We start from the raw sequence: 25,064 nt of genomic DNA, 5'->3' as shown, positions 1-25,064 counted from the left end.
TTTGTATAGCGCCCAATCAAATTTTATGAGCACACATTTGGCTATTTTATAAATAAAATAAACTGCCTATTTAGGCAGTTTACTTATATAGTTTTTTACAAGCTTGGTAAGGTGGCTACGCTCTTGTTCGGTATTTAATACCTTACAAAAATCGCCACTTACTGCCGCGCCACAAGCACCTGCTTCAAACCATTGTGATAAATTATCTAAATTCACACCACCAACAGGTATTAATTGTGCTTCTGAAAATGGACCTGTTAATGCTTTAAAGTAACCAACGCCCATACTGCCCGCAGGAAATACCTTAATAATATCTGCCTTATATTCAATTGCATTTGCTACATCGGTAGGTGTTAGCGCGCCCATTAATACCGGCAACCCGTGCTGGTGGGCAAGTTCGACAACCGATTTGTTGGTATTTGGCGTTACAATAAACTGCGCGCCTGCATCAATTGCTTGCTGAGCAAGGGTGGTGTTAATTATTGTGCCTGCACCAATAAGTGCGTTTTTATGAGCTGCGCGTGCTTTTGTTATTTCTTGCTCAAAGCCAGGCGTGTTTGAAGTGATTTCGAGTGCGTTTATGCCTGCATTAACTAAGCAATCAATTAATGGAGCTACGTCGCTTTGTTGTTTTAAGCGTAAGATTGCGAGTAACTTATATTGCTTGATTAGCGCACTGGTATTTAGTCTTTGGGTATCAAGGTTGCTGGTCATGGTTGTTGATCTAAAAAATATTTTAATACACTGATATTATTTAAATAATGCTTATAAAGCAAATAGGGAAGCCCATAAAAAAACCGCTGATGTATCAGCGGTTTTTATTGTATGAGTAATATTACATTACGCGCATACCAGGCTCTGAGCCGTCATCTGGGTTAAGAATATAAATTTCTTTTCCGCCAGGACCTGCTGCTAATACCATGCCCTCAGACATACCAAAGCGCATTTTACGAGGCTTAAGGTTAGCGACCATAACGGTTAACTTACCTTCGAGATCCTCTGGTGCGTAAGCTGATTTAATACCTGCAAACACTTGGCGAGTTTCGCCGCCTAAATCAAGTGTTAGCTTAAGTAGTTTATCAGCGCCTTCTACGTGCTCTGCTTTAGCAATTTTAGCTACGCGTAAGTCTACTTTTGCAAAGTCATCAAATTCTATTTCGTCGCTAATCGGCTCTTTTGCAAGTGGGCTGTTAGGGTCAATAGTTACTTTTGGCGCTAAGCTTTCTTTAGATTCTTCAACCATTTTATTTACTTTATCCATTTCAACACGCTGCATTAACGGTTTAAATTTATTGATAGGGTGGCTTACGAGAGCATTTTGAACGCCGTCCCATGCAAGGTCGTCATTTAAAAATGCTTGTACGTTGTCGGCCATTTCTGGTAGCACTGGTTTTAAGTAAGTAATTAAAACGCGGAACAAGTTAAGACCAAGAGAACACACTTCGTGTGCTTCTTGTTGCTTAGTTTCGTCTTTAATTAATACCCAAGGTGCTGCGCCATCAATAAATTGGTTTGCTTTGTCGGCAAGCGCCATTATTTCGCGAATTGCGCGGCTGTAATCGCGGTTCTCATAGTGTGTTGTAATGCTAGGTGCAGCCGCTTGAAACTCTGCTAACAGCTCTGGTTGCATAATAGTGCTGCTTAGCTTGCCATCAAACTTTTTAGTAATAAAGCCAGCACAACGGCTCGCTATGTTTACTACTTTACCTACTAGGTCTGAATTTACGCGTTGTGCAAAGTCTTCTAGGTTTAAATCAAGATCAACAATACCGCTGCTTAATTTTGCTGCGTAGTAGTAACGTAAGTACTCTGGGTTTAAGTTATCTAAATAAGTACGCGCTTTAATAAACGTACCCTTTGATTTAGACATTTTTTCGCCATTTACAGTAACAAAACCATGAGCGAATACGTTAGTTGGCTTTCTAAAATTAGCGCCTTCTAACATTGCTGGCCAAAATAAGCTGTGGAAATAAATGATGTCTTTACCAATAAAGTGATAAAGCTCAGCGTCTGAACCTTCAGCCCAAAACTCATCAAAGTTGATGCCTTTTTTATCACATAGGTTTTTAAAGCTCGCCATGTAACCAATAGGTGCATCTAACCAAACGTAAAAATATTTGCCCGGTGCATTTGGAATTTCAAAACCAAAGTAAGGCGCATCACGGCTAATATCCCACTGCTGCAGGCCATCGGTAAACCATTCGTCTAGCTTGTTAGCCATTTCTTGTTGAATAGTGCCCGAGTGTAACCACTCTTTTAGCATGCCTTCAAATGCTGGCAGGTCAAAAAAGTAATGTTCAGAATCTTTAAGTACAGGCTCTGCACCTGACATTACAGAACGCGGATTAATGAGTTCGGTAGGGCTGTATGTAGCACCACACGAATCACAACTGTCGCCGTTTTGGTTTTCAGATTTACACGTTGGGCAAGTACCAGTTACAAAACGATCGGGTAAGAAAATACCTTTTTCTGGATCGAATAATTGCGAAATAGTGTGCTTTTTAATATGACCGGCATCGTTTAGGCGGTTATAAATAAGTTCGCTTAATTCTTTGTTTTCTTGGCTATGCGTGCTGTGGTAGTTATCAAATTTGATATTAAAGTCAGCGAAGTCGCGTTGGCGCTCTATGCTCACTTGTTTTACCATTTCTTCAGGCGTGATCCCTTGCTTTTGCGCATTAAGCATAATTGGCGTGCCGTGGGCATCGTCTGCGCAAACATAATAAGCTTCGTGGCCCTGTAGTTTTTGAAAACGTGACCAAATATCAGTTTGAATATATTCCAATAAATGACCTAGGTGAGTAGGGCCATTTGCATAAGGTAATGCGCTGGTAATCAGGATCTTTCGCTGCGTCATAATCATTCCGAATTGAGGATAAAACGCCGTTTTTATTATACAAACGGCAATTATCATTAATTTATCTACAAGCTATCTGCTTAGAGTGCGCACAGCTTATGGATTTTTATTAATTGACTGGTGTTAATGCCCTGAATGTTACATAATTCCGTGGCACTTTTCATCAAAGAAACGCTATTTAATTGCTATGTTTGGACTGTCGAAACTATTCTCTTCTAAATCGGTGCAAAAACAACCGATTATTACTGCCTTAGCGGCATATCGTAGTGCGGCTTTTGCCGTCGGTATTGACGAAAGCTTCATTAATACTATTACTCAAAATGACGATAAATCACTACAAATCAAATTAACTCTGCCATTTGCTGGGCAATCAGAAATGCCTTTAGTTGAGCAACACGTATGTGAAAGCTTAAATGTGCCTGTAACTATTAGCGCCAAGGTTATCATTAAAGAGGCGGCTAAGTTTAAAGCGATTAAACATATTGTACTTATTGCCTCAGGCAAAGGTGGGGTAGGTAAGTCGACTACTGCTGTTAACTTGGCAGGCGCGCTTAAAAATGAAGGCGCAAAGGTGGGTATTTTAGATGCTGACATTTATGGCCCATCTATCCCAATGCTTTTAGGATTAGTGGGCGCAGAGCCCGTCACTAAAGATAACAAACAGCTACAGCCTTTTGATGCCAATGGCATTAAAGCGCAGTCAATTGGCTTTTTAGTCCCAAGCGATGATGCCACCGTATGGCGCGGGCCAATGGCTTCAGGCGCGCTTAGCCAATTGCTTAACGAGACTGATTGGGGCGAGCTTGATTACTTAATTGTAGATATGCCACCGGGCACTGGTGATATTCAACTTACAATGAGCCAAAAAGTACCAGCGAGCGGCACTGTTATTGTCACTACGCCGCAAGACTTAGCCCTTGCCGATGCGCAAAAAGGCATTGCCATGTTTAATAAAGTAAACGTGCCAGTGCTGGGCTTAATTGAAAACATGAGTTATTACATTTGCAGCCATTGCGGCGAAGCTAACCACGTATTTGGTAAAGACGGCGCACAAAAACTTGCGCACAAGCACGGCGTACCCGTACTTAGTCATATTCCTCTTGCAATAGATATACGCGAGTATTCTGAGCAAGGAAAACTTATTGCCAACGATAACGACGCGGCAATAAGCAAAACATACAGCGCAGCAGCGAGGCTTATAGCCAGCACGCTTTATTATCAACAGCATCACAATGCGATTGAAATTGTGATTACAGAAGATTAGTAAATAATGAGACTTTCAGACACACATATTAATGAATACCTAAGCGATGGTCGCATTGTTATTGAGCCTGCGCCAACAAGTGACATGATTTCAGGCGTAACTGCCGATTTGCGATTAGGTAATAAATTCAGAACTTTTAATGCACACAACGCGGCATACGTCGATTTAAGTGGTCCAAAAGATCAGCTAAATAAAGCCATGGAATCAATCATGAGTGAAGAAATAGTGCTTGATGAAGGTGAAGCATTCTTTTTACACCCAGGTGAACTTGCACTTGCTATAACACACGAAAAAGTAACTCTGCCAGCAGACATAGTAGGCTGGTTAGATGGACGCTCATCGCTTGCGCGTTTAGGTTTAATGGTGCATGTAACTGCGCACCGAATAGATCCAGGCTGGAGCGGTAATATTGTTTTAGAGTTTTACAACTCAGGTAAATTACCACTCGCGCTTCGCCCACTGATGAAAATTGGGGCTATGAGCTTTGAAATGCTATCGGGCCCGTGTGAAAACCCATACAACATCCGTAAAGATGCAAAATATAAAGATCAAAACAGTGCAGTAGCAAGTCGTATTAGTGACGATAAGTAACCACTAAATAAAGCTTTTATTCGTCCATTTTATGAAGCGCATAACCCAGTAGTGCAAAATACTGGTTAAGCGCTTCATTTGCTTTATTAAGTGGGTGCAACAAGTTTGCTAAGTATAAAGATGAAAGCTTTATACCTTTAATTCAATATTTACAATAATAGCCATTTATTTTAATAGTGAAGTGAGAATACAACGGTAATTAATGATTCTTCCTTTGGTACTATCTATTCAAACAAATCTTTCTTTAAACGCCGTAGGGCTTAATCCGATTATCTTAATAAATACTTTGCGAAAACTGTTTACATCGTCATAGCCAATATTCAGAGCCACTCGCTCAAAACTGTGAGTGGTCGATTCTAATAGCTCACATGCCTTTTGCACTCTTATTTTTTGAATATACTGTATCGGCTTTAATGTTGTGGCATGGGTAAATTGTCGAAGAAATGTTCGCTCGCTCATACAGGCCAAAGCTGCTAGTACAGAAACATTCAGTGTTTTACTATAATTTGCTTGAATGAAATGCTGAACTAGTAATATTTGTTTATTCCCGTGATTAAGTTTTGGCGAAAAACTACCGTAATAGCGTTGTTCTCTTCTACCCGTATCAACGATAAGAAACTTTCCAAGTGTACGCATAACGTGTGGTTTTGTGAATTGAGCCACGATTTCTAGCCCTAGATCAATCCATGACATCAGCCCACCTGCGCTAATAATATCACCGTCATTAATTAGTAAACTTTCAATCTCAAGAGATACTTTAGGGAATGCCTCATGAAATTCATCAGCTAATTGCCAATGTGTTGTAGCAACACGATTATTTAATAAGCCTGTTTTGGCAAGTATAAATGCACCAGCGCAAGCAGAGCATAATATAGTCCCTTTTTGATGAGCCTCGTTGAGGTATTGCAACAACTTGGGTTGAGGCGTGAAGAAATAATCACCATCTAAGTTTGGTGGGAGAATAATAATATCATTTTGGCTCATCCCATCTAAATCTATATCGGGCTGAATGACCTTTACAGAGAACTGAACTTCAAGCTGGCTTTCTATAACTATCCTGTTTGCCAAAAAAAATAACTCTTTAAAGCCTTGTACTGCACTTTGTAGGGCGTTGGGGTAGTCGATAATTGTGATCTGAACATGCTTTGTCATTTTTAAACTGATTTATGGCTATTTCGCCATCGGTGTAATGAGTTGATGTTTTGCATAATAGTCTCAACAGATAACCTAAACAACATAAGAGAGATTATTATGTCTAACATAGCATTACTACTTATTGATTTACAAAACGATTATTACTCTACATTCGAAGGAGCTAAATGGCCTCTGTCTGGAACTGAAAAAGCCTCAGAAAATGCAGCAATACTACTAGCTCAATTTCGTGATAATGGTATGCCTGTAGTTCATGTTCGTCATGAGTTTCCTTCTGACGAGGCTCCGTTCTTTGTGCCTAACTCTGATGGTGCGAAAATCCATCCTACGGTTACTCCAACTGAAGGTGAGCCGGTCGTTTTAAAGCATCAAATAAATAGTTTTCGCGATACAGATTTACAAAGAGTACTAGAAGAGCTCAACGTTGAAAGGTTGATTATTGTTGGTGCTATGAGCCATATGTGTATTGATGCTGTCACTCGTGCTGCAGTAGATTTTGGCTATGAATGTCATGTAGCACATGATGCTTGTGCTACATTAGATCTTGAATTTAATGGGGTGGTAGTATCTGCACATAATGTTCATCATGCATTTATGGCTGCATTGAGCTTTGGTTATTGTAATGTTCAGAGCACAGACAAATTACTAGATTTAGTTCGCTAACCATTAGTACAGGTAATGGTTTAGCTAAGCATCACTTTAAGAGCTGATTTAATCCATTTTATGAAGCGCATAACCCAGTAGTTCAAAGTACTGGTTAAGCGCTTCATTTGCTTTATTAATATGCCCAATATTTGGGTATATTAAATTACTACTTTGTAAGCCCCCCACTAAAAAGCTATTTTTTATATTTGAATGCTGCTCAATACAGGCTTCAAAACACCGTGCTGCAAGCTCTTCTGGCATGCTCATATAATTCATATTGTGGGCTTTATCGTGTTCTATACACGTTTGTACAAAGTTATTTGCATCAACGCCGTGCTCATCTAAAAATACATGTTTATAAAAACTGTTCAAAGCATTATTAAGTGGATGCGATAAATTAGGCGTGTTTGAAAGCCATAATTTTGAGGCAAAACCAAATCGTGGTTTTGCTGCAAATAAATGCTCGCTTATATGATGGTCAAACGCATGAAACCATTCGTGAGCAAGTGCACCACCGCCTGCATTTTTTGCAAGGGCAAGCGTTTGAGAAGCTGCATTATAATGCGCTTGTACACCTTTTTGACCGCCATGCCCAAATGCAAAATTAAGTTTGCCACGAAGACCAATAGCTTTGGGCGGTAAATGCAGTATTTGTGCAAGGTCGGCCAGTGCATCGTAAATTAAATTAGCGCTAATGTAGCGCTCTTCTTTAGTTACCCATTTACCGACGACCATTGATCTAAAGCCAAAGGTATCTCTTATATCGCTAAAGTCGACTTGGTCGTCAAAGCGATAGTCGGGGCCTTGGCGAGTAAAGCCACGTTTTAGCCTGTTAGGGTAGTTACGCATTGCAAGTTTCATATAGTAACGAATTTAATCTAAGTAACGTGCTTTTACGTGCTCGGGCATGTGTTGGGTTTGTTTTTGTATTAATTCATCAAGCACATTATAAAGTGGTGCAGGATTTAGCTGCTCTATTAAAAACAAACTATGCGCTACAGCTTCAAGTGTGGATAGGCTGTCAGCCCTAGGGGCTTTACGAATAGCATAACGATTTTTAGGTAACTGTTTAAAACTGACCGTTTTGAATTGATTTAGCAATGTGGTGAGCTGCAAAATTTTGTAGGCTTTTTTCCATGTACCATCAACCACGATTAAATGGGTGATGTTTTTTATATTAGATTGCTCAGCGCTATCGTCTAAATTAATAGCGTTTTCGTTAGGGTAGAGCAAAACAGTTGAGCTTACGGGCAGTGATTTAAGAATAGAAAAGTCGTCATTATTTTCGCCTTTGACTATTTGGCAATCAGTTAGACACAAATTGAGTAGTTTAGCGGTATTTTTTGCTATTTTTTCTTCGCTTGGGTGCTGTAGAATAATAACCTTAACTTTGTTGTTTATATTTGTAATTGCGCTGCAAATACAGGTGTTAAGTGCAAAGTTACAATGATTACAAAGTGTGCGTGCCATTTAATAAACTTTTTGTTGCCAGTATGATCCTCGCAATTATACATTTATGAGGTAATTAAGTTGGTTTTTTTTACGCATCAATATAAAGTAGTACTATTAAACTGTAATTTACATGGATTGTTTTAAGGGCTTAAAATATGACAGAAATAAATATTGATACATCAGCATTAGAGAGTATGGAATCGTTATTGGGTGAGCAGTTTGCTGATACACTTGATTTTTGCTGCTCGGAGTTTGAGCGTTTAGGCTCTGAAGTTTTAGCAACCATTGGAAAAGACAGAGAAGCGGCGATTCGTCATTCTCATAGCTTAAAATCTAACGCTGCTCAGTTTGGTGCTTCAAGCCTTGCTGAAGTATCTCGCGTTATTGAACAAAATTTAAACCTAGATAACTTAGCTGAAGCCATCGACGCATCTAATAGCTTAATGGCTCAAGTAACAGGCTCTCAAGCTAAGCTAAATGAATGGTTAGCATCTCGTTAATTATTGAAACTGAAACGTGAATTTATTTCAGTATTAAGCGTTTAAATAGGCTGGCATTTTACGCCTTTACTAGGTTAGTCTAAAGACTCACTAGGGCGTGTTGATCTTTCGGGATTGAATTTGCAACGAGTGTTTGGTTTTTAGGTTAGGCAGAGCCTATGCAGTGTGGTTTTTCCACATAAATAGGCGATAACAACACATAAAATCCAAACACGCATTGCCCAGAGGGTTCTTCCTAGGGGCTATTTTTTCTTTGTTACTCAATTTTTACTTAGCCCACTAGGTTACAAATCTCGCGCCGCGATTAAATCGCCCCTAGGTTGAACAAATTTAATCCATAAAGTCAATACGCCCTAAAGAGGTAAAAATGTCTGATATTAAAAAGAGTCACAAATTAGAAGGTGTATGTTATGACATTCGTGGGCCGGTTTTAGCGCAAGCTAAAAAAATGGAAGACGAAGGTCAAAAAGTATTAAAATTGAATATAGGTAATCCGGCTGCTTTTGGTTTTGATATGCCAGAAGATATGCACCGAGATATTATCCGCAACTTATATTCAGCCCAAGGTTACTGTGACTCTAAAGGCCTCTATTCTGCCCGCGTGGCTATTTATCAACACTATCAACAACGTGGATTACATAATTTAGATGTAGATAACATTTATATTGGTAATGGCGTAAGCGAACTTATTCAGATGATCACCCAAGCGCTATTAAATAATGGCGACGAAGTGCTTATTCCTGCTCCAGATTATCCACTTTGGACTGCTTCGGTCACGTTATCGGGTGGTAATCCCGTGCATTATTTATGTGATGAAGAGCAAGATTGGTTTCCGGACATTGCCGATATAAAAAGTAAAATCACGTCTAAAACTAAAGCTCTGGTATTAATTAATCCTAATAATCCTACTGGTGCGGTTTACAGTGATGATTTGTTAATGCAATTAATTGATATAGCGCGTGAACATAAACTGCTGTTATTGAGCGATGAGATTTACGAAAAGATTTTATACGATGGTATAACGCATACTTCAATCGGCTCACTTTGCGACGATGTGCCTATTATTACTTTTAATGGTTTAGCAAAAACATACCGTGCAGCGGGGCTGAGAATGGGGTGGATGGTTCTAAGCGGTCGTACCTCGGTAATGGATGATTTACGCAAAGGCCTAGAAATTCTTTCATCTATGCGTTTGTGCGCCAATGTACCTGCGCAGTATGCGATTCAACAAGCACTTGGCGGCGTGCAATCAATTGATAGTCTAATAAACCCGGGTGGGCGCTTATATGAGCAGCGTGATATTGCATGGCGTGGATTAAATGATATTGAAGGCATTAGTTGTAAAAAACCTAAAGGCGCACTCTATGCGTTTGCCAAAGTAGATACAGCACTTTTTAACGTCAAAGATGATGAAAAGATGATGTACGATTTGCTAAAAGCCGAAAAAATATTACTTGTGCATGGCAGGGCGTTTAATTGGCCAGATCCTGATCATTTTAGGTTGGTCTTTTTACCAAGCAAAGATGATTTATCGGATGCGATGTTAAAAATGAAGCGCTTTTTTAAAGATTATCGCCAAGTATAGTTATTAAAAAATAATAAAAAAACGAGCCAAATTTGGCTCGTTTTTTACTTTAGTCATGAATATATTAACAGGGCGTGTTGATCTTTGTGGATTGAAATTTGTTCAATCTAGGGGCGATTAAATCGCGAAGCGAGGTTTGTAACCTAGTGGGCTAAGTAAAAACCGAGCAAAGCTTCCGCGTCCTGCTCACGCCCCTTACCTACATCCATGTAGGCAACAAAGAGTTAATTGCCGCTAGGCAGAACCCTTCGGGCAGCGCATGTTTGGCATTTATGCTGCGTTATCGCCTATTTATAGGGAAAAACCACATTTCATAGGCTCTGCCTTGTCTAAATACCAAACATTCTGCTGCAAATTCAACCACCAAAGTTCAGCACGGCCTAGTACGCTTTATCTACACGCACTGTGTTGTCGTTCAAGTACACTAATCTTACGTTATCGCCTTTGCTAAAACGCATTGATTGGTCCTGATCTTGAACAACCATAAACTGGTCGCCATTTTCAACTTGTATTAATAACTCTACAAAGTGATTTTGCTGATAATGACTTTGCTGCTGCCTATTATGTGCAACACTGCCGCCAATTACCGAACCTAATATTGTTGCTACTGTACGGCCGCTACCACCACCAAACTGGTTGCCTACTACGCCGCCGAGTAATGCACCACCAAAGGTTTGCCAGCCGTTGTTTTTGTCTTGAATGATTTCTTGCTCGGTAATATTGCGTACCGATTTTACGCCACCAAATAAAACTTGCTGCACAGGGACTGCTTTATTGCGCTCGTATTTAGCAAACGTAGGCGCGCTTATTGTAAGTAAAGCGCATATAATTACAGTAATTGCTTTCATAACTTGCTCCTTTTATACCAACCTGCATAAATCTTTGATCAATTTAACGAATTAAATTGCGCTATAACGTCGTTAAAAATTTTTTATTTAGAACAACTAAATACAAAAATTTTTGCCTAGTACTAGCGTAATTTTCTTAACGTTAAATAGACCCCATATATAAGCAGATTGGTATTGGCTACCAGCCAAAGGTTGATTTTTCTTTAGTTTTACGAATTTCAGTTTCGTCTGCCCACTCAACTAGGCCGCTTTCCATATCCATTAAACGCATTGTAAATTTGTAGTATACGTCTGATTTATCGGCATTTGATTTAACGATGCTTGATAAGTTTCCGTATAACATATATTGCGCACCAATTTGTTTACCAAATGCAACGGCTGTTGCAGGGTTAACAAGAGCATCTTCATTTTGAAACGTTAATTGCTCACGTACTGACTCAACACGGGTCATATCTACAAAACGGAACTTACCGCTGCGTAGCATTTGTGTTGAGATTGAATCGGTGATTGATTCTGTATCAATGTGCTCGCTGGTTTTATTTTTAATACGCTCAACAAATACTACAGGGCGTTTATTAGCGGTCATTGTGCCAACAACAGGTGAGCTGAGTAATGAGTCGGTCATTTGGCTCGCTACTTTTTGTAAGTCGGTAGAACCAAAATTAATATCTGTTGTTTCTACTGCTTGTGCATCGCCATAACTTACTACGGCTTTATTAGCACAGCCACTTAATACTAAAGCGCTCAAGCCAACTAAAGCGTAAGTTGATGCTGTTTTAAATTTGTTACTGATGATCATGGTTGTTTCCTTTAATCTTTAAATTCTTGTGATTCGGTAGACACTTCTCTTACTGCTAAAGAAAAGGTAACCGCATCAGAGCTAGGTGCTAAGCCCGGTAATTGTGTTTTTGCAAAACCAAATAAGGTGAGTGCTTGCCAAGGTGAATGATTGCCTTTAATAACAAAGCCGTCTTTATCAAACCAATTAAATTGATACTGCAAATACTGTGATTTTTTATACTGGCTCGAAAGTGTCACTACTACATCGGTTAACTGGTTGGTTTGACGTGTTTTAACATCAGTAATGGCCAGCTTTTTACCGAGCTCTGGGTTATCTACACGTAATTGCTCATTAAACTGATTTTTATTTTGTTCAACAGAAATACCCGATGTAACCGGTTTGCTGGAACATGCACTGAGCATTAAGACTGCTAATAATGGCGCTATGTATTTCATGATGGCTCCTGGGCCTATTGACCTTTGTGGATTAAAATTTATTTTATCTAGTGGCGATTTAATCGAGGCGCGAGGTTTGTAACCTAGTGGACTAAGTAAAAACCGAGCAACAAAGAGTCAATCGCCCCTAGGACGAACCCAAAGGGCAGCGCATGTTTGGCATTTATGCTGCGTTATCACCTATTTATGGGGAACAACCACATTACATAGGCTCTGCTTTGCCTAAAAACCAAACATACTGCTGTAAATTTAACCTCGAAAGGTCAATAGGCCCTATAGTTGAACTACGTGGTAATTAAAGTAGTTATTAACGGAGGTTAAGTAAATTAACGTTAACCCTTGCTTACTAACGGTAAAATTTATAGGTGCTTGTGTGCCTATATGCAAAGAATGCTCACCTGTATTTAGGCTTTGCCTTGCAACACTTATTTGATTTGGAAGTGTAAGCCAGCTACGTGTATCAGCTTGCTCAGACGCCAAATTATAAATATTAGCAAGTATGTTACCTACATCACCGGCACTGCGAGCAAGCTCTGCACGCACTTTCTCTTTAGCTACTAATCTAAGCACTTGGCGAGCTACTTTTGCAGGTATTTGATCTTCTAATGTTTTTGCTGCAAGTGCTTCAATGTGTACTAATGGGCTCAGCTCTAAGCTTTGTGCATCTAAGTTTATATTATTAAGGCGGCGCACATAGGCATTATCTTTATATACTGGCATTGCAAGGCTGTAAAAGCGTGCATCGCCGCGTGATGAATAAATTGGTAAGCGCAGTTTAAATTCATCTTGTTTTGGTACTAAGCCTTGTTCAAATAAAACAATTACTTCGCCTTGCGTTGTAGAAATTGTGGGTGCATCACTAAAACGTTTTTTAAATTCGCTTAGGTCTTGGTCAAACCCTTGTTTTTTAGCAAGGCGCATTACGTCCTGCTGTAAATAAATATTGTTAGGTTGTATAGCCAGTGCTTTTTTATAATCAATATAAGCATCGTCATACTGTTTAGCACTTTGGTAAAGCAAAGCAGATAAATAAAATGTGTAGGCATTTTGAAAGCCATTTTTTACATCTCTGGTTACATTGCCCATGCTAGGGTAGTGCTGCTGCGCTTCCTTAACTGTTGAGTCGCCATCTGTTTTATTTTCGCTTAGTGCATCAACTTGTACTTTATTAGCACGGCGAATTTCGACCAAAGCGCCTTCTACATCATTTTTATACACGTAGTTAAGTGCTTTATAACTATGAAGCATACTCATTTCGTAAGCCGGTGGTACATAAGTAATTGCTGAGTCGTTAGTAAATAACGCATTGCTTTGCTCAAGCCCCGCACTTACTTGTATTTTGGCGGCTTCGCGTTTTTTTTGCATTTGTGTATACACGTTCTCAAATTTACTTTGTGCCTCTTGTGGCGTATTGGCTAAGTCGTTTAAGCGAGCTTGCTCAAGTTGGTTGAGTAAGTAGCTGCTGTGCATGGTGCTATTATTGGCAATAAGGGATTGCGCTTCTTCGATATTGTTTTTCTCGATCGCATTTCTTATTGGTGTCATTTGCGTGGCATAGTCATTAAATAGGTCATTAAAGCCCATTGTGCTACACCCACTTAAAATACAACAAAAGCTTAAAATTATACTTAGGCGCACTGCGCACTCCTCTCAATTCACCTGTATACATTAACATATTATTTTTAGCTAAATGTGTGAAATATTGTAAAAAATCGTAGAGTAAAACTGCCTGCTAATAAAGAAATATAAAATGACATTGGTGAACAAAGTGTGAATTTTCTTGTTGGGTAACAATATTGAAATGCTTAAGGTACTTTATTGGTCTTATTGAATACAATGATCCCTAAAGCGTAATGATAAATGAATTTTTTAAATGAAGTAATTGCTATTCACTAAGTCGTATACGAAAAATACTAAAAGGATATCTTGTGTTGTAGACACCGTATTTTGCAAATGCGGCTAAGATTTGAGTATAAATGATCTAATTTATTAAAACTAAATACTCTCTTTGCACAGTTATACCAATCCTGTTTAAATGTGCTGCTCATTAAGCGGTTTTATAGGCGCTTATGACAATGTTTTTAGCTTAGTAGGTTAATTAGTTAATTAATTGAAATAACGTTGTAATTTGTTTTTATTGCTAAGGAATTTTTTTGAAAGCTACGTTGTACACAATCATTGCTTTAATTGCGTTTGCTGCAAATTCTCTTTTTTGCAGAATGGCTTTAGCCGAAGGTTATATAGATGCTTGGAACTTTACAGTTATTCGCTTACTCAGTGGTGCTGCGTGTTTGGGCATTATAATGGCTATTTATACTCATAATTTAAAACGAAAAGGCACATTTAATCCCGCTATTTTAAGTGATAAAGGAAGCTGGCGAAGCAGTATAAGCCTATTAGTTTATGCACTTTGTTTTTCGATTGCATACGTAGAGCTAGATACAGGCACCGGTGCATTGATTTTGTTTTCAGCCGTGCAACTCACTATGATTGGCTGGGGTATATATCAAAAAGAGCAGTTGAGTGTGCTTCAGTGGTGCGCGTTTATAGTGGCGCTAGGTGGGTTTGTATATCTAATGCTGCCATCTGCTGCTGTACCGTCATTATTAGGTGCATCACTTATGGCACTCAGTGGTGTGGCATGGGGTATTTATAGCATTAGAGGTAAAGTGTGTGTATCGCCACTGCGTACTACAGGGTTTAACTTTATAAGAAGCTTAGTGGCTATCCCTGTTTTATTACTTGTTGGTATGAGTTATTTAAAAAATATGAGTATTGAAGGGGTTTTGCTTGCATGTGCCTCGGGTGCGATAGCGTCTGGAATTGGTTACAGTGTTTGGTATGTGGCTATGCCACTGCTTAAAAGTACCCAAGCTGCTGTTGTGCAGCTTTGTGTACCTGTACTTGCAGCCGTTGCCGGGGTCTTGTTTTTATCAGAGCAGGTAACAATGGAATTTATAGTAGCAAGCTCGTTAATATTAGGGGCTGTGCTGGTATTTATCTTAAATAAAAAGAAGGTGTGATACCACTTAAACAAGTTCTTTATGGCGGACTAACGTTCGTTACAAAGCGTGTATAAATAGCGGGTAAGTTATCAAGTATTGCCTGCTTACCCTGTAGTTCACTGTTTTTTATGCATTCAAAAAGTACTTGCTCGGTAAGCTTATTCACTAATAATTGCGATTGCTTAATATGGCTTATATGCCAAAGCTCAGGTGCGACACCACCTAAATCATGCTGGTAAGGGCGATAAAAGCCAAATTTATCTAAGTTAGTATCAAGCCAATTACTTAAAGGCGCAAACGGCCCACCTTGCAGGTATTCATCAGGTGTTAGCTGTAGTTTATAATCATCACTTACCGCAGCTTTATCAAACACATCTAAATCGGTGCCTAAATGGTGCCTGCTTGCCCCAGGTAATGCAGAGTAAAGCATTATTGCTATGCATTTATCTACATCATTTAATTTAGTTAAATCTACAACCTTTTGCTGTTTATTATAAACAGGTCGAATACCTAAAAACTTATTATTCCAAATAATTGATTGACGATTAAAGTCGCGAAAACTTGAGGCAATAGTAAGCTCAAATCCTGCTTTTTGTGCTGCACTTTGCAGCGCTAAAAAGTCGCTGATAATAGCGCTGTGCAAGCGATGATTTTGTATATCAGTTAAATGTGTATCACTTTGCCCTGTGATACACAGTATTGGTGTTGGTTTAGTAACATCCATTATGTTAAAAGTTGCTCTAGTATTTGCTCGTAAATGTCGGTAAGGGCTATTAAATCATCGGTACTTACGCATTCATCTACTTTATGAATAGTGGCGTTACGTGGGCCAAGTTCAATTACTTTAGCGCCTGTTTGTGCAATAAAGCGACCGTCAGATGTGCCGCCGGTAGTTTCTAGATTCGTAGTTAAACCGGTTACTGATTTAATCGCTTTAACGGTGGCGTCAACAAGTGGGCCGTGCTCGGTAATAAAAGGCAAGCCATTTACTATCCAACTTAATTCATAATTTAAGTCATGCTTTTGTAAAATATCGTTCACTCGTTGCTGTAATTGCTCATGTGTTACTTGCGTGCTAAATCTAAAGTTAAACTGTACTTCTAGTTCACCCGGGATCACGTTACCAGCACCTGTGCCACCATTAATATTCGAAATTTGAAAGCTAGTAGCTGGGAAGTATTCATTACCGTTATCCCACACCGTTTGGCTAAGCTCAGTAAGTGCAGGCGTTGCTAGATGAATTGGATTTCGTGCTAAATGAGGGTAGGCTACATGCCCTTGTACGCCCTTAACGGTTAGGTAAGCGGTAAGTGAGCCTCTTCGGCCATTTTTAACAACATCGCCTAATACATCTCGTGATGAGGGTTCGCCTACTAGGCACATATCTATTTTTTCACCACGGGCTTCTAGTGTATCTATTACACGTGTTGTGCCGTTTATAAACGGTCCTTCTTCGTCAGAGGTGATTAAAAAAGAAATAGAGCCTTTATGATCTGGATGTTTAGTAACAAAACGCTCTGTTGCTACTAGCATTGCGGCTAATGAGCCTTTCATATCGGCAGCGCCACGCCCGTGTAATAGGCCGTCTTTTATTAATCCTGAAAACGGCGGGTGTTGCCAATTTTTTTCAGGGCCTGTTGGTACAACGTCGGTGTGACCAGCAAAACAAAAGTGCGGCGATTGTGTGCCTTTTCGAGCCCAAGTATTAAGTGTGTCGGTAAAAAATAATGATTCTATATTAAAACCAACCGCAGCAAGGCGATCGTTTATCATTTGTTGGCAGCCAGCATCTTCGGGCGTTACCGATTCACGTTGGATTAGCGCTTGGGCGAGTTGAATTACGTCATTAGTCATTATTTAAAAATCTCGTCGTATTGAGCTGCTTTAAAACCTAAATGGTAACTGCCATTGTTTACCAGTACTGGACGTTTGATCATGGCAGGTTGTTCAACCAACAATGGGATAGCACTTTCTTTAGTTAGGCTTTGTTTTTGCTCATCAGTTAATGCGCGATAAGTTGTTCCACGTTTATTAACGAGTTGTTCCCAATCGAGCTTGTCTGCAAATTCACTCACCATTTGCTCATTTACGCCATCTTTGCGGTAGTCATGAAACGTAAATTCGATGTTGTTATCAGTTAAATGTTTTTTAGCTTTTTTTATCGTATCGCAGTTGCTAATACCGTATAGAGTGATCATAAATCTAGTTCTTCTTAATAATAGTTAATAGGGTGTCTTCACCCGCATTTACATGCGAATGCGAGTAATGAAATGTGCCAAGGTTATGGCCGTTTAGTAAAATTAAACTAGCAAGCATTGGAGTATCAAGTTCTCGTAAATCAAAATAAGCAAGGCGTTGACCTTTGCATATTTTGCTACCATTGAGTTGCGCAATATGGGTATGCGTAATTGATTGCGAATCAAAAATGGTTAAGTTAATCAAGACTTTTAGACCATTATTAGCTTGTAGAATAAACTCAGTACCTGCATTTTTTACTTGTAATAAAGTTCCATCAAACGGTGCTAAAATTTTATGACTTGTTAGTTGCACCATAATACCTGGGCCCAGAGTGCCAAAACGAAAAAAAGGTTCTGGATGCTCTTTCAGTGCAATTACTTTACCTGTAAATGGGCTGGTTATATTTATTGCATTAAGAGGCGTTTTATTTTGAGCTAAATAGTCAATTTTTTGAGCTTTCATAAGTTAGTTTCCCACCACGTTATAACCCTCTTTTTTTAAAGCGGAAATAGCATTTTCTGCAGTGTGTTTTTTTATGAGAATATAATCAGTATCGTAGGTTGAAATTGAAAAGATAGAAATTTTAGCGCGCGCTAATACCCCTGAAATATTAGCCATAATTCCGGTTAACGAAAAGCCAAGTGGACCTACAACCTCTAAAGCTTGCCAGTCGGGTTCGGTATCCAGGCTTTTTACTTCAAAATCGCTTGGGCATACAATTGAAAGTTCATCATGGGTTTTAGAAATAAAAAACAAAGATTGCTTTAAAAGTGCCGCAGGTATGTCGGCATCTACATCTAAACTGTGTATAGATAAAATGGTGCTGTGTAATTGTAATGTTTGTTTTGACATTAAAAGCCTGCGAACAGCAATATTGATAGCTTTATAGTATAGATTATTGGCTTTAAATTAAAGGTGTAACAACGACTAACTCAGCAGTAAATAAGTAGATAAAAGAAGGGAGTAAAAACTTACCCACAATTTCTGTGGATAAGTATGGGGGTTGCAGGGTATAAATAACCTAACTAGTTAATTATTAAATAAATAATAGCTAGGCTATAAAAAGCACACGTTACGTTTAATGAGTAATTAGCGCTTCTGTTTGAGCTGCCTGAATGGCAGTTAAGGCGATTGTATACACAATATCATCAACTAATGCACCACGGCTTAAATCGTTTACAGGTTTACGCATACCTTGCAGCATAGGGCCAATACTTATCAAGTCGGCACTACGTTGTACTGCTTTATACGTGGTATTACCCGTATTTAAATCTGGGAATATAAATACAGTCGCTTTACCGGCTACAGGGCTGTTAGGTGCTTTTTTAAGTGCTACGTTTTCCATTATAGCGGCATCGTATTGTAGTGGGCCGTCGATAATTAGATCAGGACGTTTTTGTTTTGCTATTTTTGTGGCTTCACGTACTTTTTCAACATCGGCACCTGTACCAGAAGTGCCCGTGCTGTAGCTGATCATGGCAACACGCGGCTCTATGCCAAATGCAGCTGCAGAGTCGGCAGATTGAATCGCTATGTCTGCAAGTTGTTCAGCATTAGGGTCTGGGTTAATCGCACAGTCACCGTAAACTAATACTTGGTCAGGCAGTAGCATAAAAAATACAGATGATACTAGTGATGACCCTGGTGCTGTTTTAATCAATTGCAGTGGTGGGCGAATTGTATTTGCCGTAGTGTTTACTGCGCCCGATACTAAACCGTCTACTTTACCTTGCTCAAGCATCATTGTACCGAGTACGACGTTATCTTGTAGTTGCTCTTGTGCTACTACGGCAGTTAGGCCTTTGCTTTTACGAATTTCGACCATAGGCGCAATATAATCATTAATAATACTTTTTGGCTCGATAATACTTACATGTTCGTTTAGCTCAATACCTTGCTGCTGTGCAATACGCATTATTTCTTCGCGATCGCCTAGTAATATAGTTTTAGCAATTCCGCGTTGACCACAAATAGCAGCCGCTTTAATTGTACGAGGTTCATTACCTTCTGGTAGAACCACAGTTTTACCTGCTTTACGCGCTTTAGTGGTAAGTAAGTAACGAAATGCGGGTGGTGATAACTTACGAGTTTTACCTACACTTTTAGCTAGAGTATCTAGCCAGCTTGAATTGATATGCTCTGCGTTGTGATCTTTTACTTTTTCAATACGTTGGTCATCATCATTTGGTACTTCCATATTAAAGTTATGCAGTAGTAATGATGTACGCCACGTGTCTGCATCGGTTGCGAGTATTGGCAAACCGGTTTGCATGGCTTGCTCACACAAGGCCATAATACGTGGCTCTGGCTCAAAACCACCGGTGAGTAATATAGCGCCAAGTTTAGTGCCGTTCATAGCAGATAAGCACGCAGCAACAAGTATGTCAGAGCGATCGCCCGGTGTTACTAATAAAGCGCCTGGCGTAAAATAATTTAAAATATTTGAAACCGTACGAGCACAAAAAGTAATACGGCGCAGACGACGATGAAGCATATCGCCTTCGTTAATAATCGTGGCTTTTAAGTATGCGCTTAAGTCTTTTACGCGCGGCGCTACTAAGTCAAAATCCCACGGGATTGCACCAAGTAACATAAACGGATTTTTTTTAAAAATAGGTAGGGATGCTAAACGATTTAACTCGTTTTCAAGCTCTTCAGGTTTATAGGCATCGACTAAATCGGCGCGTGCACGACCTTCTTCATCAAGTGGCGCATTTACTTTATTAAAAATACAGCCCAGTACGCGAGGGTGATCGATACCACCATAGTTACCTGCTGCAATTTCAAGGCGGTCTTCTATTTGAGTAATGGTGTAATTACCTGGGGTAAGTACAAATACAATTTCGGCGCCGAGTGTTTGCGCAATTTCGCGGTTTACACGCCCAGCATAAGGTTGGCGACGAGTAGGTACCATACCTTCAATAATAGCGACTTCGTCGTCGTTTATTTTACTTTCAAAGCGTTCAACAATTTCCTCTAGTAGGTCATCACCTTTACCGTCGCCAATCATTTGCTCAGCATAATCAAGTGCAAAAGGCATTGGTGGGTTAATAGGTGAGCCTTGAGTGACTATTTGCGTTGATTTTTCAGGGCCTGTTTCACCTGAACGTGGCTGAGCTATTGGTTTAAAAAAGTTAACTTTAACTGTTTTTTGTTCAAGTGCACGCACTAAACCAACTGATACCGACGTTAAACCCACACCGGTAGAAACAGGAATTAACATAATACGACGTGCCATATTAAAGCTCCTTTACAATATTTGCAGCATCAAGGGCAATAACCCATTCTTCATTAGTTGGCATTACTACTGCTTTGACGTGTGAATTTTTACAGCTAATAACGCCTTCTTGACCAAAGCGCGCATTGAGGTTGGCTTGCGGATTACAATTAATGCCTAAAAAGGCAAGTTGTGTAATTACTTTTTCACGAATAATATCTGAGTTTTCACCAATACCACCAGTAAATATAACAGCATCAAGGCGCTGTAATGGCACCATATACGCCGCGATTTGTTTTGAAAGTCGGTAGCAAAACATTTCAATTGCGAGTATCGCTTTTTTATTCCCGGCCAAAGCGGCTTCTTCAATGGTACGGCAATCGTTAGAAAGCTCGCTAATACCTAACAAGCCACTTTTTTGATTTAGTAGGTTATCAATTTGCTGGGCTGTGTAATCAAGTTGAGTGGTTAAAAAGTTAAATAAACCAGGGTCAATATCGCCGCTACGTGTGCCCATTATCAGCCCCTCTAGAGGCGTTAGTCCCATGCTGGTATCAACACTCTTACCATTTTTAATAGCGCATACAGAACAACCGTTACCTAAGTGGGCACTAATAAAATTGCTTTGCTCGATAGGTTGCTTTAGCAGCTTTGCTGTTTGCCCTGCAACATAAAAATGACTTGTGCCGTGAAAACCATAACGCCTAACACCAAACTCGGTGTACAACTTATATGGAAGAGCGTAAAGAAAGGCAACTTCATTCATAGTTTGGTGGAATGCAGTATCAAACACCGCGACTTGTGGCAAACCTTCAAACGATGCCTGCGCCGATGAAATACCTAGTAAATTAGCGTGCCCATGAAGCGGCGCAAGCGTTGCAGACTGTGTAATGCCTGCAATTACTTTTTCGTCAATCAATACCGATTGCGTAAAGTGCTCGCCGCCATGTACAACACGATGGCCCACTGCGATAAGTTGCTCGTCTAAGTTGTGATCTTTTATTAAGCTTACAAGCGTATTTATAGCCTCAGCATGTGCTTGATTAGCCGCTAAGTCGATAACTGTTTTAGTACCATTAAATTTGTATTTAATAGAGGGCGATTTGTCGCCTAAGCGTTCAGCAAGACCTGAAATGATTTCGTGACCATCGTTCGCATCAATAATGGCAAACTTTAAGCTAGAGCTACCACAATTTAAAACTAAAACGTGTTGTGATTCAGGAGGGGTTGTTGGCATAGATTCAATTTCCATAAACAAATTTAGTAAGTAAACGTTAATACGTAATCGTTACACTTACGGTATTAAATAAAGCTAAAACAATTGAATGTTCAATTGCAAAGTGGTTAACGCAATGTTAATTACTTTACCTTAATTAAGATGTTTAAGTTAGGATTGTTCGCCATTAAAAGGTAAATTTAAGCTGTTTTACTGAGAAAGTGTAACTCTTTCATTTTGTGTTACACTTTGAGTATAGCTCGTTTTTCCATTGTATTTAAAAGCAGTATCTGTGAGGAGTCATGATGCAAAAAAGTGTGATGTCACAATTACAAACTGGCCGTTTGTATGGTAAAAAATGGCCAATGCGCAAAGAGCTTGCGCCTTTGTTTTTAGAGTTTAGAGTAATTAGAGCGACTGAGCTTGCCATTACAGTAATGCCAATCTTAGCCATGCTAACATTGTTTTTTCAGCTAAATTACTTGGGTTCTGATTTTTTACCGCAAGCCATTGCAAGTGCATTATTTTTTATATCTTTACCATTACAAGGCCTATTTTGGTTGGGTAAGCGGGCGCAAACGCCTTTAGAGCCTGCGATGCAAAAATGGTATAACGAGCTGTACACTAAAATGGCAGCTAATGGATATCAAACGCAGTTAAGTGAAAACAAGCCCCGTTATATGGAGCTTGCCAATTTACTTAAAGATATGTTTGATAAAATGGACAGGGCGTTTACTAAAGAGCAGTTTTAGAGAGTTACATCATTATCTATTTTGGTAAACTGAGTAATATAAAATGATAAGGTGACAGTGTGTTCACCTTTTTCTTCGAGTGCTGTCCAGTGCTCGGGTCTAAATTTCCATGCAAATGGCGTCATCATTATTAAGTTTTTAATATCAGTAAAGCTAAGCGCTACATGCTCTGTTAAAAGGATCTGCTCTGATTTTTGAAACCCTTTTGGAGTGGCTATTTCAGTATGTTCGTTTACTTCTGAATATATATACGATTTTAGCTCTTTTAAATGACAAGGTCCTGGGCTTGCAACCACTAATGTTGCGTTTTGATTTGCTAGGCGTTCAAGCTCTTGCTCAAATAAAGGTGCAAATACGCTAACAAGTACATCAGCAAATTGGCTTTTAAAGGGGGCTTGGCTGATTGATGCCACACTAAAATGGCAATTAGGGTAGCGCTTTGCTGCATATTTAACCGCTGATTTTGAAATGTCGACACCGTATACAACAGCATTTGTTTTATTCGCGATTGCTTGGGTATAAAACCCTTCACCGCATCCTAAATCAATAATAGTATTCGCACTTATTCGACCGACTAAATCGCTAAGATTTTGTTGTAAAAAGCGGTAGTATCCACGCTCTAAAAATGCACGTCTGGCTTGTACCATTTCAAGTGAATCACCCGGTTGTTTTGAATTTTTCTGTTGCACAGGCAATAAATTAACATAGCCTTCTTTAGCAAAATCAAAGCTGTGGTTGTTAGCACAACGAAGTGTTGAATCAGTTTTCAAAAGTGCTAGGTTACAAAGCGGGCATTGATATTCAAGACTCATGAGCCTAGGTAGTCCTTATCGTAAAAAGTTTTTACCCAATGCGGGCGATAGGTGATCATAATTGTTATAGCCATGCCGTTGAGCATTGCTTCAGGAAACCAAATTATGGCACTTAAATAAACGTAGTTATCTGCAAGTTCTTGCCAATTGTATTGCCCTATAGCTAAGTAAAATAAAGCACCTAGGCCTATTTTTATACAGGCTATAAATCCTGCGGTTATAAACGCACAAACAAATATATAAACAAAAAAATGACGAGGTAAATATTGGTAACTAATTATAAAGCCAAGATAGCTCAATAAAATAGGAATAAACGCACCAATAAGCAGTTGTACTGGTAACAGCTCAAGTTCAATTTGACCAAAGGCAGCGAGTAGGGCTGTGGCAAGTAGGCTACTTAAAATAGTCAACCGCCAGCCTAAAATTAATGTAGCAGCCGTAACACCTAGTATGTGTAAATCAAGGCCAGTTAAAATGCCAGCCTTTATTCGCCAAAGCACTGCAAACACTAACGCACACGCAAGTACGCCAGTTTGACGGACTGGCGTATTAAGCAATGTTTTATATGTTTTTTTATCAAAGCTTAATAGAGCAATAATAATTACAAGAGCCCAAAGTAGCCCCTGTATTGTTAGGTTGAGCATAATAATTACTTAAATGTTGACCATATAGGGGCATGATCTGACGGTTTTTCAATACCGCGAAGTTCGTAATCAATACCTGTATCTATGCAGCGTGCTGCAAGCTCATTGGTTGCAAGCACTACATCTATACGAAGTCCTCGATTATCTACAAACCCTTTAGAGCGATAGTCAAACCACGAGTATTGATCGTCTGTTTCGGGGTTTTGCTCTCTAAAGGTGTCTTTAAAACCCCAATTAAGTAATGTTGCAAGCCATTCACGCTCTACCGGTTGAAAAGAACATTTACCCGTTTTTAACCAACGTTTAGCATTTACTTCGCCAATACCAATATCTAAATCGGTAGGTGATATGTTGATATCACCCATAACGATGACGTCTTGATCGGGTGTGTGATTGGTTTCAAGGTGTGTCATTAAATCTTTATAAAATTGACGTTTATAAGGGAATTTAGTTTCGTGATTAATATTATCACCTTGTGGGAAATAGCCATTCATGACAGTAAGGTCGCGACCGTTTTCTTGTTCAACAGTGACGCTTATCATACGTTTTTGCGATTCATCTGTATCGGTGGCAAAACCTTTTAAGACCGATTTAGGCTCTTTTTTGCATAACATAGCTACGCCATAATGTGCTTTTTGACCATGAAAGTAGACGTGATATCCCATTTTTTGTACATCTTCTAATGGGAATGCTTCGTCGTGAACTTTAATCTCTTGCAAGCCAATAACGTCTGGTTGATGTTTGTCGATAATTGCTTGTAATTGGTGAAGACGAGCACGCAGACCATTGATATTGAAAGAAATCACTTTCATAAAATTTACCTTAAAATTGGTTCTATTTAATAGATTAAATTGTATCAGTAAATACGCGTACATAACATGACTGAATTGAGATAATAGCTGCGCAAATGTTGATCAAATGATGGGTAAAGTTTAAACATTGTGAATACAATATTAATTATTTAAATAAATAAAAAATTCAATTGAACTTAACTTTATTGAATATATAATGCGCGAAATTCACTTGTTTAGCTCGTTCAAATAGGATCTC

General features: G+C 39.2%; 26 protein-coding genes. 7 read left to right on the top strand and 19 right to left on the bottom strand.

Annotated features, from left to right (window positions below):
- Window positions 1-66 precede the first annotated feature (66 nt).
- On the bottom strand, window positions 67-714 hold the full coding sequence (locus tag AAEY68_RS03505; RefSeq protein WP_165727382.1) for a bifunctional 4-hydroxy-2-oxoglutarate aldolase/2-dehydro-3-deoxy-phosphogluconate aldolase: 648 nt from the start codon (window positions 712-714) through the stop codon (window positions 67-69).
- 121 nt (window positions 715-835) lie between these two features.
- Complete coding sequence (gene metG / locus AAEY68_RS03500) at window positions 836-2,857, bottom strand: methionine--tRNA ligase (protein WP_007582537.1); 2,022 nt, start codon at window positions 2,855-2,857, stop codon at window positions 836-838.
- Between the two features lie 187 nt (window positions 2,858-3,044).
- On the opposite strand from metG, the gene apbC reads away from it, so the two are divergent.
- Together apbC and dcd are read left to right on the top strand one after the other, a co-directional pair.
- Window positions 3,045-4,121, top strand: coding sequence for an iron-sulfur cluster carrier protein ApbC (apbC, locus tag AAEY68_RS03495; RefSeq protein WP_165741044.1), 1,077 nt, complete (start codon window positions 3,045-3,047; stop codon window positions 4,119-4,121).
- A 6-nt stretch (window positions 4,122-4,127) separates the two neighbouring features.
- A complete protein-coding gene (gene dcd, locus AAEY68_RS03490; RefSeq protein ID WP_007582539.1) occupies window positions 4,128-4,712 on the top strand; it encodes a dCTP deaminase in 585 nt (194 codons plus the stop codon).
- Window positions 4,713-4,940: 228 nt separating this feature from the next.
- On the opposite strand, the gene AAEY68_RS03485 is transcribed toward dcd, so the two are convergent.
- Window positions 4,941-5,864, bottom strand: a complete 924-nt coding sequence (locus AAEY68_RS03485) for a GlxA family transcriptional regulator (protein ID WP_166421413.1) — start codon at window positions 5,862-5,864, stop codon at window positions 4,941-4,943.
- Between the two features lie 99 nt (window positions 5,865-5,963).
- On the opposite strand from AAEY68_RS03485, the gene AAEY68_RS03480 reads away from it, so the two are divergent.
- Window positions 5,964-6,527 (top strand): cysteine hydrolase family protein, encoded by a 564-nt coding sequence (locus AAEY68_RS03480; RefSeq protein WP_350585473.1) that lies wholly within the window; start codon window positions 5,964-5,966, stop codon window positions 6,525-6,527.
- A 48-nt stretch (window positions 6,528-6,575) separates the two neighbouring features.
- Here the strand turns inward: AAEY68_RS03480 and AAEY68_RS03475 are convergent, their stop codons facing one another.
- Window positions 6,576-7,358, bottom strand: coding sequence for a CLCA_X family protein (locus AAEY68_RS03475; RefSeq protein WP_165727525.1), 783 nt, complete (start codon window positions 7,356-7,358; stop codon window positions 6,576-6,578).
- A 24-nt stretch (window positions 7,359-7,382) separates the two neighbouring features.
- A complete protein-coding gene (locus AAEY68_RS03470; RefSeq protein WP_024590433.1) occupies window positions 7,383-7,979 on the bottom strand; it encodes a tRNA-uridine aminocarboxypropyltransferase in 597 nt (198 codons plus the stop codon).
- Window positions 7,980-8,116: 137 nt separating this feature from the next.
- On the opposite strand from AAEY68_RS03470, the gene AAEY68_RS03465 reads away from it, so the two are divergent.
- Window positions 8,117-8,461: an Hpt domain-containing protein gene (locus AAEY68_RS03465; RefSeq protein ID WP_007582543.1), complete on the top strand. Its 345-nt coding sequence runs from the start codon at window positions 8,117-8,119 to the stop codon at window positions 8,459-8,461.
- A gap of 367 nt (window positions 8,462-8,828) precedes the next feature.
- Entirely contained in the window at window positions 8,829-10,046 is a 1,218-nt protein-coding gene (locus tag AAEY68_RS03460) for a pyridoxal phosphate-dependent aminotransferase (RefSeq protein WP_010554238.1), read from the top strand.
- Window positions 10,047-10,426: 380 nt separating this feature from the next.
- Here AAEY68_RS03460 and AAEY68_RS03455 read toward each other — a convergent pair whose 3' ends face one another.
- From AAEY68_RS03455 to AAEY68_RS03440, 4 genes are all read right to left on the bottom strand, one after another.
- A complete protein-coding gene (locus AAEY68_RS03455; RefSeq protein WP_165740185.1) occupies window positions 10,427-10,894 on the bottom strand; it encodes an outer membrane lipoprotein in 468 nt (155 codons plus the stop codon).
- A gap of 178 nt (window positions 10,895-11,072) precedes the next feature.
- Window positions 11,073-11,693 (bottom strand): penicillin-binding protein activator LpoB, encoded by a 621-nt coding sequence (lpoB, locus tag AAEY68_RS03450; protein ID WP_007375407.1) that lies wholly within the window; start codon window positions 11,691-11,693, stop codon window positions 11,073-11,075.
- Window positions 11,694-11,704: 11 nt separating this feature from the next.
- Window positions 11,705-12,130 (bottom strand): YcfL family putative periplasmic lipoprotein, encoded by a 426-nt coding sequence (locus tag AAEY68_RS03445; protein ID WP_007582549.1) that lies wholly within the window; start codon window positions 12,128-12,130, stop codon window positions 11,705-11,707.
- A gap of 273 nt (window positions 12,131-12,403) precedes the next feature.
- Window positions 12,404-13,768 carry a COG3014 family protein gene (locus AAEY68_RS03440; RefSeq protein WP_024592530.1) on the bottom strand — a complete coding sequence of 455 codons (1,365 nt, stop codon included), beginning with the start codon at window positions 13,766-13,768 and terminating at the stop codon, window positions 12,404-12,406.
- Between the two features lie 515 nt (window positions 13,769-14,283).
- Here AAEY68_RS03440 and AAEY68_RS03435 point away from each other — a divergent pair.
- Complete coding sequence (locus AAEY68_RS03435; protein ID WP_024590438.1) at window positions 14,284-15,153, top strand: DMT family transporter; 870 nt, start codon at window positions 14,284-14,286, stop codon at window positions 15,151-15,153.
- Between the two features lie 19 nt (window positions 15,154-15,172).
- On the opposite strand, the gene AAEY68_RS03430 is transcribed toward AAEY68_RS03435, so the two are convergent.
- The 7 genes from AAEY68_RS03430 to AAEY68_RS03400 form a co-directional block, all read right to left on the bottom strand.
- A complete protein-coding gene (locus tag AAEY68_RS03430; RefSeq protein ID WP_024592531.1) occupies window positions 15,173-15,859 on the bottom strand; it encodes a M15 family metallopeptidase in 687 nt (228 codons plus the stop codon).
- Window positions 15,859-16,989: a succinyl-diaminopimelate desuccinylase gene (gene dapE / locus AAEY68_RS03425; protein WP_350585471.1), complete on the bottom strand. Its 1,131-nt coding sequence runs from the start codon at window positions 16,987-16,989 to the stop codon at window positions 15,859-15,861. The genes AAEY68_RS03430 and dapE overlap by 1 nt, the downstream gene beginning before the upstream one ends.
- A complete protein-coding gene (locus AAEY68_RS03420) occupies window positions 16,989-17,333 on the bottom strand; it encodes an ArsC family reductase (RefSeq protein WP_024592532.1) in 345 nt (114 codons plus the stop codon). The genes dapE and AAEY68_RS03420 overlap by 1 nt, the downstream gene beginning before the upstream one ends.
- A gap of 4 nt (window positions 17,334-17,337) precedes the next feature.
- Complete coding sequence (locus AAEY68_RS03415; RefSeq protein WP_010554244.1) at window positions 17,338-17,835, bottom strand: PTS glucose transporter subunit IIA; 498 nt, start codon at window positions 17,833-17,835, stop codon at window positions 17,338-17,340.
- Window positions 17,836-17,838: 3 nt separating this feature from the next.
- The gene (locus AAEY68_RS03410) at window positions 17,839-18,225 is read right to left on the bottom strand and encodes an ACT domain-containing protein (protein WP_024592533.1); all 387 of its coding nucleotides are present in this window, start codon (window positions 18,223-18,225) and stop codon (window positions 17,839-17,841) included.
- A gap of 226 nt (window positions 18,226-18,451) precedes the next feature.
- The gene (gene pta, locus AAEY68_RS03405) at window positions 18,452-20,611 is read right to left on the bottom strand and encodes a phosphate acetyltransferase (RefSeq protein ID WP_010554245.1); all 2,160 of its coding nucleotides are present in this window, start codon (window positions 20,609-20,611) and stop codon (window positions 18,452-18,454) included.
- 1 nt (window position 20,612) lies between these two features.
- A complete protein-coding gene (locus AAEY68_RS03400) occupies window positions 20,613-21,827 on the bottom strand; it encodes an acetate kinase (protein WP_165721503.1) in 1,215 nt (404 codons plus the stop codon).
- Window positions 21,828-22,111: 284 nt separating this feature from the next.
- On the opposite strand from AAEY68_RS03400, the gene yfbV reads away from it, so the two are divergent.
- A complete protein-coding gene (yfbV, locus tag AAEY68_RS03395) occupies window positions 22,112-22,558 on the top strand; it encodes a terminus macrodomain insulation protein YfbV (RefSeq protein ID WP_007582569.1) in 447 nt (148 codons plus the stop codon).
- Here the strand turns inward: yfbV and AAEY68_RS03390 are convergent.
- Genes AAEY68_RS03390 through xthA form a run of 3 tightly spaced genes read right to left on the bottom strand, consistent with a single transcriptional unit; the run spans window position 22,555 to window position 24,826 of the window.
- Window positions 22,555-23,370 (bottom strand): putative RNA methyltransferase, encoded by an 816-nt coding sequence (locus AAEY68_RS03390; protein WP_165721504.1) that lies wholly within the window; start codon window positions 23,368-23,370, stop codon window positions 22,555-22,557. The two genes, yfbV and AAEY68_RS03390, sit on opposite strands and share 4 nt — an antisense overlap.
- A complete protein-coding gene (locus AAEY68_RS03385) occupies window positions 23,367-24,014 on the bottom strand; it encodes an energy-coupling factor ABC transporter permease (protein ID WP_350585469.1) in 648 nt (215 codons plus the stop codon). Before AAEY68_RS03385 ends, AAEY68_RS03390 begins: the two co-directional genes overlap by 4 nt.
- Window positions 24,015-24,019: 5 nt before the next feature.
- Window positions 24,020-24,826 (bottom strand): exodeoxyribonuclease III, encoded by an 807-nt coding sequence (gene xthA, locus AAEY68_RS03380; RefSeq protein WP_165727397.1) that lies wholly within the window; start codon window positions 24,824-24,826, stop codon window positions 24,020-24,022.
- Window positions 24,827-25,064: the final 238 nt, after the last annotated feature.

Origin of the sequence: Pseudoalteromonas sp. RB2-MNA-CIBAN-0110, from assembly GCF_040309305.1 — a bacterium.
Taxonomy (GTDB): Bacteria; Pseudomonadota; Gammaproteobacteria; order Enterobacterales; family Alteromonadaceae; genus Pseudoalteromonas; species Pseudoalteromonas arctica.
The sequence above is the reverse complement of the archived record's forward strand: the minus strand, read 5'-3'. Positions and strand labels throughout refer to the sequence as shown.

Coding starts and splice junctions, on each gene's coding strand:
- AAEY68_RS03430 (WP_024592531.1), bottom strand. CDS start 15,859: ATGGATGTTACTAAACCAACACCAATACTGTGTATCACAGGGCAAAGT.
- AAEY68_RS03480 (WP_350585473.1), top strand. CDS start 5,964: ATGTCTAACATAGCATTACTACTTATTGATTTACAAAACGATTATTAC.
- dcd (WP_007582539.1), top strand. CDS start 4,128: ATGAGACTTTCAGACACACATATTAATGAATACCTAAGCGATGGTCGC.
- AAEY68_RS03465 (WP_007582543.1), top strand. CDS start 8,117: ATGACAGAAATAAATATTGATACATCAGCATTAGAGAGTATGGAATCG.
- yfbV (WP_007582569.1), top strand. CDS start 22,112: ATGCAAAAAAGTGTGATGTCACAATTACAAACTGGCCGTTTGTATGGT.
- AAEY68_RS03445 (WP_007582549.1), bottom strand. CDS start 12,130: ATGAAATACATAGCGCCATTATTAGCAGTCTTAATGCTCAGTGCATGT.
- AAEY68_RS03390 (WP_165721504.1), bottom strand. CDS start 23,370: ATGAGTCTTGAATATCAATGCCCGCTTTGTAACCTAGCACTTTTGAAA.
- apbC (WP_165741044.1), top strand. CDS start 3,045: ATGTTTGGACTGTCGAAACTATTCTCTTCTAAATCGGTGCAAAAACAA.
- AAEY68_RS03420 (WP_024592532.1), bottom strand. CDS start 17,333: ATGATCACTCTATACGGTATTAGCAACTGCGATACGATAAAAAAAGCT.
- pta (WP_010554245.1), bottom strand. CDS start 20,611: ATGGCACGTCGTATTATGTTAATTCCTGTTTCTACCGGTGTGGGTTTA.
- metG (WP_007582537.1), bottom strand. CDS start 2,857: ATGACGCAGCGAAAGATCCTGATTACCAGCGCATTACCTTATGCAAAT.
- AAEY68_RS03455 (WP_165740185.1), bottom strand. CDS start 10,894: ATGAAAGCAATTACTGTAATTATATGCGCTTTACTTACAATAAGCGCG.
- lpoB (WP_007375407.1), bottom strand. CDS start 11,693: ATGATCATCAGTAACAAATTTAAAACAGCATCAACTTACGCTTTAGTT.
- AAEY68_RS03400 (WP_165721503.1), bottom strand. CDS start 21,827: ATGCCAACAACCCCTCCTGAATCACAACACGTTTTAGTTTTAAATTGT.
- xthA (WP_165727397.1), bottom strand. CDS start 24,826: ATGAAAGTGATTTCTTTCAATATCAATGGTCTGCGTGCTCGTCTTCAC.
- AAEY68_RS03470 (WP_024590433.1), bottom strand. CDS start 7,979: ATGGCACGCACACTTTGTAATCATTGTAACTTTGCACTTAACACCTGT.
- AAEY68_RS03385 (WP_350585469.1), bottom strand. CDS start 24,014: ATGCTCAACCTAACAATACAGGGGCTACTTTGGGCTCTTGTAATTATT.
- AAEY68_RS03415 (WP_010554244.1), bottom strand. CDS start 17,835: ATGAAAGCTCAAAAAATTGACTATTTAGCTCAAAATAAAACGCCTCTT.
- AAEY68_RS03485 (WP_166421413.1), bottom strand. CDS start 5,864: ATGACAAAGCATGTTCAGATCACAATTATCGACTACCCCAACGCCCTA.
- AAEY68_RS03505 (WP_165727382.1), bottom strand. CDS start 714: ATGACCAGCAACCTTGATACCCAAAGACTAAATACCAGTGCGCTAATC.
- AAEY68_RS03410 (WP_024592533.1), bottom strand. CDS start 18,225: ATGTCAAAACAAACATTACAATTACACAGCACCATTTTATCTATACAC.
- AAEY68_RS03460 (WP_010554238.1), top strand. CDS start 8,829: ATGTCTGATATTAAAAAGAGTCACAAATTAGAAGGTGTATGTTATGAC.
- dapE (WP_350585471.1), bottom strand. CDS start 16,989: ATGACTAATGACGTAATTCAACTCGCCCAAGCGCTAATCCAACGTGAA.
- AAEY68_RS03475 (WP_165727525.1), bottom strand. CDS start 7,358: ATGCGTAACTACCCTAACAGGCTAAAACGTGGCTTTACTCGCCAAGGC.